Raw genomic sequence first — 9712 nt, 5'->3', positions numbered from 1 at the left:
TCAGGCTTACTTAGGTCTACTTCATAATTTGAAGCTGTACTCTTGGTGGAGGTATTACCCGCTTGATCCTTAAAGGTTACTGTCGCATTAACTTCACCAGCTACATTACCAAATGATGCCCCTTGAAGTTGTGCCGACCAAATACCATTTTTAAAATCAAAAATAATGGCATCAACAGTCTCTTCACCTACCGTAACTTGAATCTTAGTTGCGATGCTATCTTTAGGTATCGAGGTCAATTGACCAATTACAATAACTTTGTCGTTTGATTCCTCAATATTAATTACACCATCTTGCGCAATTCTATCAATTTTAAGGATCACATCATCTACTATCGGCGGGGTGAGATCTATAATCGCTGACTCTGTAACACTGTCAGAAACATTGCCTGCTTTATCTTTAATTTCTACAGTAACATCAAATTTACCTTCAGTTTTTCCCTCTAAAGGTACATTAACTACAATTTTACCTGCTTCAACATCTTCTTGTGTAAGTGCATGCTCTTCACCATTTACGATCACTTTATCCTGATCTGTTAAGCCTGTAGGTAAGTCTATAGTGACTTCAACCTTATCATCTTGAACTTCTTCTTTATTGATAAATGAATCACCATTACCAATGATGACATCCTGAGGCTTTTTCACTTTTGTTACTGCTTCTGATGATCCGCCACCCCCACTACCTCCTGCCGCACCCGCAATTAGACCAATTCCACCAAGCGCTAAACCAACAAATGGCCAAACACTTACAAATGAACTTTCTGACTGCCCATATAATAATGGTTCAATCTTATCTATAGGGTTATAAGTGATTGTTTTAAAATCAAATAAAAATAATTCTACTTGCTCATTTCTAAAAACTAACGAGCTTTCTTCTATATTAAAATGCCTTTGTTGCATAAAGATTTTAAAGATAGAGCTTTCCTAAGTTGTTTAAATTTAAGTGACAACTTGGGTGTGAGGTCGGCCGAGCTCCGTAAACTTATTTAAGATGGCCACACGTGCATGAATCTCGTTGACTTGGCTATCAAAATTCCGAGCACTGAGCTTATCGCCTAATAATTTGATGCAGTGCATCTTGGTTTCTACCAGACTTCGCTGATGGTAGCCCGACCATTTTTTCCATAGTGTCCTGCCTAAACGTTTAACAGTGCGAAGTAATTCATTTCGCTCTAGCGAATGAACTTTTGTATCTTTCCAAGGCTTCGCATTTTTTCTGGGTGGAATAATCGCATGGGCATTTCGATCTGTGATCAACTGGCGACACCGCTTTGTGTCATAAGCACCATCGGTATAAACGGAGTCAATATGCTCATCTTGAGGAATCTGATCGAGTAAATCACCAAGTACTTGTGAATCACTGACATTATTTGTCGTAAGCTGAACGGCACGTATTTGCAGTGTTTCAGCATCTATACCAATATGCAGTTTACGCCATTGCCGACGGTATTCAGGCTGATGCTTCTTACGCTTCCATTCGCCTTCACCTAAAAATTTTAAACCCGTAGAGTCGACGAGTAGGTGTAACCCATCACGACTTTTCTGGTAGTTAATTTGAATATCAATATACTTTTGTCTTCTACAAAGCGTCGTGAAGTCTGGTGCTGTCCAATCTAATCCGCAAAGTTTAATTAAGCTTTGAACAAAACCAGTAACCATGCGTAAAGTGAGTCTAAATAGAGATTTGATCATCAAACAGCATTGAATCGCTATGTCGGAGTAGGTTTGACTTCGACCTTGTTTGCCTTGAGGTTCTGCATACCATTGTGTTTTTGGATCGAACCAAATGGCAATATTCCCACGATTAATGAGAGCTCGGTTATATGCGGGCCAATTGGTTGTGCGGTAGATTTTGTGTGTAGGCTTCTTCATTTGGAAATTATATTGCCGAAGGAGTCTTTAAGAACAGCTTTGTGCAACAAAGCCTCATTACACTAAACAATGGACCTGAAAATATATGAATAATTATCCTGAAACCCCAAATTCAACCGAAACACAAGACCATCAGCCTGGTGTTCAGACTGCAATGAACCCAGAGCCAGAGATCATTAAACCTCACTATAAAGGTAGCGAGAAATTAAAAGGCAAAGTTGCTCTCATTACCGGTGGAGATAGTGGGATTGGCCGTTCGGTATCTGTCCTGTTTGCCCGTGAAGGAGCGGATATCGCGATTTGCTATCTGGACGAAGATCAGGATGCAAAAGATACAAAGAAAATGGTTGAAGCAGAAGGACAGCGCTGTCTACTGATCAAATGTGACTTGCAGCAACCAGAAGAAATTCAAGATCTGGTAAAACAGACTATTCAGGAATTCAAGACAATTAATATTCTGGTAAATAATGCAGGAGTACAATATCCGCAGAAAAGTATTACCGATATCTCTCCTGAACAGCTATATAAAACTTTTAACACCAATATTCTGAGTATGTTTCATTTAACTCAGGCGGTTCTCCCCCATATGCAGGCAGGTGACAGTATTATTAATACCACTAGTATTACTAGCTATCACGGACATGATGAACTGATCGACTACTCCAGCACTAAGGGTGCAATTACCACGTTTACCCGTAGTCTTTCGACCAATTTGCTGAAAAACAAGACAGGTATTCGTGTTAATGGGGTTGCACCCGGCCCGATCTGGACCCCACTTATTCCAAGTAGTTTTGACGAAGAAACCTTAAAAGAATTTGGTAAACAGACACCGATGGGCCGCATGGGACAGCCCAGTGAGGTCGCTCCAGCCTATTTATTTCTGGCTAGTGAAGAAGCCAGCTATATCTCGGGTCAGGTGATCCACGTAAATGGTGGCAGCATTGTTAATGGCTAAACAAAAGCTTTAGGATAATGGCTCTAGGGTCATTATCCTGTTCAAAATTAAGATTTTAAAATTGACTTCATCTTTAGAACTAAAAATAAGTTAGATATAAATGCTCCAGTCATTTAATAACCTATAAAACAATTCAAACAAATCCTGACAGAAGCTTACTTTGCCTAAATCAAGTCCTTGTTATAGTCATTCCCATATTAGACCGCATGTGAGGATCAGACTATGCCTAGAGGTGATAAATCTGCCTATACGGAAAAACAGAAACGGCAAGCTAAACATATTGAAGAAAGTGAGAAAGAACAAGGACGTTCTGAAAAAGAGGCTGAACGTATTGCTTGGTCTACAGTCAATAAACAGGATGGTGGGGGAAAGAAAAAGAAAAGTTCTGATCAAGCGTAATGATGTTTTCTAAAACATTTCATATAGGTAGGTGTTTAAAACATTTGCTTTAAGGATTGCCACAAAATATCAAATCCAAGCTGTTTTAAATTTAAGTTTCCAGTTTAACGATGGCAATTTTTCTCCTATCCATCTATCCAATAATTTTACTTATTAAATTTTAAATCTGACATAATCTTAGGTAAACATATGAAAATTTTGATTGTTCTGACCTCCCATGATCAACTTGGTGACACAGGCGAAAAAACCGGTTTCTGGCTAGAGGAACTGGCTGCCCCATATTATCGATTCATTGATGCAGGAGCCGAAATCACTTTAGTCTCCCCACAAGGTGGTCACCCGCCGCTTGATCCTAAAAGCAGTGCTGAAGATGCCCAAACTGAAGCAACCAGACGTTTTGAAGCAGATGAAACCGCCATGCGTGCTTTAGCCAATACCCATAAATTAAGCGAAGTAAATGCAGATGAGTTTGATGCCGTATTCTATCCAGGTGGGCATGGTCCGTTATGGGATTTAGCCAATGATTACACTTCAATCCATTTAATTGAAGAAACCTTGCAATCCAATAAGCCTGTCGCACTGGTCTGCCATGCGCCAGGAGTACTGAAAAAGGTAAAAGATAGTGAAGGCCACTCAATTGTGTCAGGTAAATCAGTAACTGGTTTTAGCAATACCGAAGAAGAGGGAGTCGGCCTGACGAATATTGTTCCATTCTTGGTCGAAGATATGCTGAAGGAAAATGGTGGGCATTATTCCAAAGCTGATGATTGGCAAGTTCATGTGCAGCAGGATGGTTTACTGATTACCGGACAAAATCCAGCATCATCTGCAGCAACGGCGGATGCCCTGTTAGATTTATTAAAATAATATCCTGAAGATGCCCATGAATAAATAACTCCTGATTTCTGCTCAATTCAGGAGTTATTTAAACAATTAAATCATGACTTAAATCCATCAACCCTGAAAGCCTTTCTCAACTCACGGTACATCAAATGGTGATGGATCCCATGTACCTCGTTCAAGTTCTCTTAATTTAAACCAGACATGCACAGATTCGCGCTGAAAATTCCGCATGACATAGCTATAAAGTCTTTCAGAAATAGGAACTTTAAAACTCAATAATCGATGTAGCATGAAGGCTAAATCAAAATCTGCAATACTCCATTGTGAACTTAACCATTGATCAACAATCAAAGCCTCACTTACTCTGGTTAACCGATCAATTTCTACCTGAGTATGCCGGTCTGGAACATAAGGTTCCGGTAATGGCTGAAAGATACCCGTGGAAGGCATATTTTGACATATCAGACTAAAATCAGATTTAAGCAATGCCTGAACCGCCCGACATTTAGCACGCGCCCGAATATCTGCCGGATAAAGAGCCGGATAATCAGGTGCTGGAAAAAGCTCATCCAGAAATTCAGTGATTGCCATGGATTCAAAAATTGACCAGCCATCCACAGATAAGCAGGGAATTTTTCCAGTTTTACAGATTCTTAGATAGGTATCTGATTTATTTTCATCCTTATCCAGATCGATTTTAATCTCTTTAAAATCGACATGTTTTTCTCTAAGGGCCACAAAAACCGACATGGCATAGGGACTTAATCTTTTACGATCAATATAAAGGCTTAGACTTTGCATAGCATGGCTCCCCTAATGGAGTTGTTATCAGTATATAAAACTATGGGATTGCATACGGTCATCAAGTTCCAAGTTATACCCAAACTGAAGTGAACAATAGCGGAGTATCTTTAGAGTTTAAGCAATTGCAACCAAGCCACTGCTAAATGGAAGAGCTCATTGAGCTGCATTCAGCTTTCCAAGTCATATGATTCACGTTAAATTAAATCATTTCTTTGATCAGTCACCATCATGCTTAATTTTGACGAATTTCCAGATACGGTCTATGCCATCCAGCATCTTGCCTTTGAAGACCTCGGCGCGTGGGAGGATACTTTCTATCAGCTCGGCTTACGGGTACGTTATTTTGAAGCAGGGGTCGATGACCTGACCCAGGCATTCGAGCACACAGGTCTGACGGTGATTTTAGGCGGTCCAATCGGCGTTTATGAAACTGAAGACTACCCTTTCTTACAACAGGAAATAGACTTACTGAAAGTTCGTTTACAACAGAATTTGCCGACTTTAGGAATTTGTTTAGGTGCACAGCTCATTGCGCATGCATTAGGAGCAAAAGTGTATGCAGGTCATAGCAAAGAGATTGGTTGGTCCAAGCTTAGCCTTGCATCTGTAGAGAATAATCCACTAAAAAATCTGGAAAATATTGAAGTACTACACTGGCATGGTGATACGTTCGACCTGCCCACAGAGGCTGAGCTTCTGGCAAGTTCTGCGGTCTATCCAAATCAGGCTTTCCGGATTGGCAGCAATATTCTGGCACTGCAATTTCATGCTGAAGTGGAAGCTGAGCGTCTGGAGAAATGGCTGATTGGCCATACCTGTGAGCTGCGTCACGCGAATATCGACATTGCAGCCTTACGTGCCGACAATCAGCAATATGCTGCTGCTTTAGAAGCTGTATCGGTATCCATCCTTCAAGAATTTCTCAAGCACATTCAAACCAGCTAATTTTTATTCTTCAAATTAAGTGGATGATAAAAAATATTCATTCAGATTAGCTATCTACTAATTTCTAGCAAAGCTTAATTTTCATCCATAAAAAAGCACCCTACAGGGTGCTTTTTAAATTTGTCTTTTCTTATTTTTTCGCAGCGGGTACAGATGCTTCAGTGGTAATGTTTACAGTAATTTTATCACCGACATTTGGCACATAAGCGCCAACATTGAAAGCTGAACGGTTAAATGACGTGGTCGCATTGAAGCCAATTGTTTGCAGTTTTGTCATTGGATGAACAGCCTGTTTATTTAATACTGCATCCAGCACAACTGGCTTGGTTACACCTTTTATAGTCAAATCACCGGTGATTTTATATTTGTTTTTACCTAAAGCCTGAACCTTGGTACTTTTAAACGTGATGTTTGGATATTTCTCTACATCAAAGAATTCTGCTTTTTGAATATGCTCATCCAGTGCTTTAACATTGGTATTAATACTCGATACCGGAATAGTTACATTCACTGATGAGTTAGCAGGCTTTTCATTATCAACCGTAATCGTGCCCTGAATATCACTAAAGTTCGCAGATGGTGTCGAAAAACCAAAGTGACTCCAGCTAAATACAGTCGCGGTATGGCCTGGATCAATGGTATACGCAACCGGCTTCGCCATAGAAAATGTTGCTACTGAAGCCAAAGTCAGGCCCAAAGCCAATGTCTTGAATTTCATATCATAACCCTCTGTTTTGAATAGGTTCTAATCTAGCTTAATTAGAATTATTTGCACCGCTAAAGATAGAACGATTTGTTGCATGCATGGAACGGTAAAATTGTAAGCATGATGACTTTGTCGATATTAAGTCATCTTATATTGAATAAAACCGGTTTTCTTGGCAACCTGATCATAAAGCTGCTGTGCTTGTCGATTGCTCTCATGAGTTAACCAATACACTCGATCACATCCATGCTGTTTAGCATCTACATATACTTTCTCAATCAAGGCTCGTGCCACACCCCGCCCTCGAAAATCAATATGCGTATAAAGATCTTGCAAATAGGCATACGGCGTTAAAGTCCAGCAGCTGTCATGTTGAATGACATGCACAATGCCGATAACCTGCTGATTCAGAATCGCTGCGAATCCATACATATTGCCGAATGCAAGATCAGTAAGCCTTTGCCAGGTATGCTGATTTACCTCTTCACTGAGCTGAGTCTGATAAAAATTCTGGTAATCCAACCATAATGGCAGCCACTCCTGCTGTGTAATATGTTCTAGAGGCTCAATTTGAATCTGGTCTTGTATCATCATTTTTATACGATTCTTCTATTTCAAATAGATTCAATTAGCTTAGGCTATTTTGATGATTAAGATAAGATATGTTTTTATTTTACTCACGCCAATTTTTTAAAATATATCTATGACTCATACAGATGATTATTTTGGTACAAAAATAGCCCCATGTGAGGCTATTTAAGCCTTCAATTTTAAAGCTTTTCCACCAGAATACGGTCAATCTGCTTTAAACCAGAATGTTTTTCATGGTTCTTACGACGCACTTTAATAATTTTTTCAGCCGCCAGATCCTGAAGTAACAGCTCAACTGCCATCATTGCTTCAAGAGGCAGATCCTGCCCGATCCATTTCTGTTCGCCTGCATCCATTAAAGTAATTTCATCGTTAATTTGTTCATACAAGCTCATGTTTATCTCACTCTTTCATTTCGACTATGGGAGAACTTTTTAGCAGTTGCCACATGAAAACAACACTAAAAAGTGAAAAAACAAAAGACGCCCCAAAACTGGGGCGTCCTTTAAAAACTGTTTAATCAGTTGATTAAGCAGTAATCTCTTTTACAGCTGCTACAACTGCTTCAGTGGTAATACCGAAGAACTGGAACAGATCTTTCGCAGGTGCAGATTCACCATAAGTAGTCATACCAATCACACGACCGTCAAGACCTACAAATTTCCACCAGTAATCCACATGTGCAGCTTCTACCGCTACACGTGCACGAATCGCTGCAGGGAGAACTGCTTCACGGTAAGCAGCATCTTGCTTCATGAATTCTTCAGCGCATGGCATAGAGACTACACGTACACCTTCAAGTTGTGCATACGCTTCCATTGCCAGAGATACTTCTGAACCCGTTGCAATAATGATCGCTTTCAATTCGCCTTTTTCTTCAGCCAGTACATAACCACCTTTCGCAGCGTTCTCGATTTGTGCTTGAGTACGGGTCTGGAATGGCAAGTTTTGACGAGAGAAGATTAATGCCGTTGGGCCTTCTGAACGCATTAAAGCTGATTTCCAGGAAATCGCGGCTTCAACAGTGTCACATGGGCGCCATGTATTCAGGTTCGGTGTACCACGTAAAGATGCGATTTGTTCAACCGGTTGGTGTGTTGGACCATCTTCACCTAGACCGATTGAGTCATGCGTATAAACATGAATTACGCGCTGTTTCATTAGAGCAGACATACGCACTGCATTACGTGCATATTCCATAAACATCAGGAATGTTGCTACATACGGAATGAAACCACCGTGTAGTGCTACACCATTGGCAATTGCAGTCATACCAAACTCACGTACGCCATAGTGTACGTAGTTACCTGCAGGATTGTCCTGTACGCCTTGCGCACCTTTCCAAAGGGTCAGGTTAGAGCCTGCAAGGTCAGCAGAACCGCCAAGCACTTCAGGCAAAGAAGGTACAAGTGCTTGCAACGTATTTTGGCTTGCTTTACGTGTCGCAATCGTTTCTTCTTTTGCATTTACTTCAGCAATGTAAGCATCTGCTTTTGCAACAAAGTCAGCTGGAAGATCACCAGAAATACGGCGTTTTAATTCAGCTGCTTCAGTTGGGTATTTTGCTGCATAAGCGGCAAAAGTTTCATTCCAGGCTGCTTCAGCTTGTGAACCTTTTTCTTTGGCATCCCATGCTGCATAAACTTCAGCAGGAATAACAAATGCTTCGTCTGACCAGCCAAGCGCTTCACGAGTCAATACGATTTCATCATTACCTAAAGGCGCACCATGACAGTCTTCTTTACCCTGTTTGTTTGGTGAACCTAAACCAATCACTGTTTTACACATGATGATGGTTGGTTTGTTCGCTTCAGCTTTCGCTTCTACAGTCGCTTGACGGATTGCATCCGCATCATGACCATCAACTTTGATGACCTGCCAGCCATAAGATTTGAAACGTTGCTCTGTATCGTCAGAGAACCAGCCTTCAACTTCGCCATCAATCGAAATGCCGTTGTCATCATAGTAAGCGATCAGCTTGCCTAGACCCAAAGTACCCGCTAATGAACATGCTTCATGAGAAACACCTTCCATCAAGCAGCCATCGCCCAGGAAGCAGTAAGTAAAGTGATCAACAACTTGAATATCGTCTTTGTTGAATTGCGCAGCAAGCGTTTTTTCAGCCAGTGCAAAACCTACGGCATTGGCAATACCCTGGCCTAATGGACCAGTAGTGGTTTCAATACCAGGTGCATAGCCCAATTCCGGATGACCTGGAGTTTTAGAATGTAATTGACGGAATGATTTCAAATCTTCGATTGAAAGATCATAGCCCGTTAAATGAAGAAGTGCATATTGCAGCATTGAGCCGTGACCGTTCGACAATACAAAACGGTCGCGGTTCGCCCAATTCGGGTTAGTCGGGTTATGGCTTAAAAATTCGCGCCAAACCACATCAGCGATGTCTGCCATCCCCATTGGAGCACCTGGATGTCCTGAGTTTGCTTTTTGCACAGCATCCATTGCCAATACACGAATTGCGTTTGCAACACGACGTTCATTAAGCGGGGTTGTCATAAATCAGTGTCCAAATAATTCAGAAATAGAAAATGATGAAAAGACTTTCAAAACTGCTGCATATTGTCTTAAAAAAACAGC

The 9712-nt window shown here is 40.8% G+C and carries 11 protein-coding genes; 4 read left to right on the top strand and 7 right to left on the bottom strand.

Annotated features, from left to right (window positions below):
• Together F899_RS15635 and F899_RS06925 are read right to left on the bottom strand one after the other, a co-directional pair.
• On the bottom strand, positions 1-899 hold an 899-nt coding region (locus F899_RS15635; RefSeq protein ID WP_005221706.1), incomplete at its 3' end, for a hypothetical protein.
• Positions 900-938: 39 nt separating this feature from the next.
• A complete protein-coding gene (locus F899_RS06925; protein WP_004811110.1) occupies positions 939-1871 on the bottom strand; it encodes an IS5 family transposase in 933 nt (310 codons plus the stop codon).
• Positions 1872-1956: 85 nt separating this feature from the next.
• On the opposite strand from F899_RS06925, the gene F899_RS06920 reads away from it, so the two are divergent.
• The 3 genes from F899_RS06920 to F899_RS06910 all read left to right on the top strand — a co-directional run bounded on the left by F899_RS06920 (position 1957) and on the right by F899_RS06910 (position 4092).
• The gene (locus tag F899_RS06920) at positions 1957-2826 is read left to right on the top strand and encodes an SDR family oxidoreductase (protein WP_004812568.1); all 870 of its coding nucleotides are present in this window, start codon (positions 1957-1959) and stop codon (positions 2824-2826) included.
• Positions 2827-3048: 222 nt separating this feature from the next.
• Positions 3049-3225 (top strand): hypothetical protein, encoded by a 177-nt coding sequence (locus tag F899_RS15630; RefSeq protein ID WP_005221705.1) that lies wholly within the window; start codon positions 3049-3051, stop codon positions 3223-3225.
• A gap of 189 nt (positions 3226-3414) precedes the next feature.
• Positions 3415-4092, top strand: a complete 678-nt coding sequence (locus tag F899_RS06910; protein WP_004894308.1) for a type 1 glutamine amidotransferase domain-containing protein — start codon at positions 3415-3417, stop codon at positions 4090-4092.
• 111 nt (positions 4093-4203) lie between these two features.
• On the opposite strand, the gene yfcF is transcribed toward F899_RS06910, so the two are convergent.
• A complete protein-coding gene (gene yfcF / locus F899_RS06905) occupies positions 4204-4869 on the bottom strand; it encodes a glutathione transferase (RefSeq protein WP_005221704.1) in 666 nt (221 codons plus the stop codon).
• Positions 4870-5100: 231 nt separating this feature from the next.
• On the opposite strand from yfcF, the gene F899_RS06900 reads away from it, so the two are divergent.
• Complete coding sequence (locus tag F899_RS06900; RefSeq protein ID WP_005221703.1) at positions 5101-5817, top strand: glutamine amidotransferase; 717 nt, start codon at positions 5101-5103, stop codon at positions 5815-5817.
• A 130-nt stretch (positions 5818-5947) separates the two neighbouring features.
• Here the strand turns inward: F899_RS06900 and F899_RS06895 are convergent, their stop codons facing one another.
• The 4 genes from F899_RS06895 to tkt form a co-directional block, all read right to left on the bottom strand.
• Positions 5948-6535 (bottom strand): YceI family protein, encoded by a 588-nt coding sequence (locus F899_RS06895; protein ID WP_004894301.1) that lies wholly within the window; start codon positions 6533-6535, stop codon positions 5948-5950.
• Positions 6536-6661: 126 nt separating this feature from the next.
• Positions 6662-7117, bottom strand: a complete 456-nt coding sequence (locus F899_RS06890; RefSeq protein ID WP_034433969.1) for a GNAT family N-acetyltransferase — start codon at positions 7115-7117, stop codon at positions 6662-6664.
• 176 nt (positions 7118-7293) lie between these two features.
• Positions 7294-7509: a hypothetical protein gene (locus F899_RS06885; RefSeq protein WP_004812556.1), complete on the bottom strand. Its 216-nt coding sequence runs from the start codon at positions 7507-7509 to the stop codon at positions 7294-7296.
• 133 nt (positions 7510-7642) lie between these two features.
• Entirely contained in the window at positions 7643-9631 is a 1989-nt protein-coding gene (gene tkt / locus F899_RS06880) for a transketolase (RefSeq protein WP_004894294.1), read from the bottom strand.
• Between the last annotated feature and the right edge of the window lie 81 nt (positions 9632-9712).

Source organism: Acinetobacter sp. CIP 101934, from assembly GCF_000369585.1.
Classification (GTDB): domain Bacteria; phylum Pseudomonadota; class Gammaproteobacteria; order Pseudomonadales; family Moraxellaceae; genus Acinetobacter; species Acinetobacter schindleri.
This window is presented reverse-complemented; position numbering and strand designations above follow the sequence as displayed.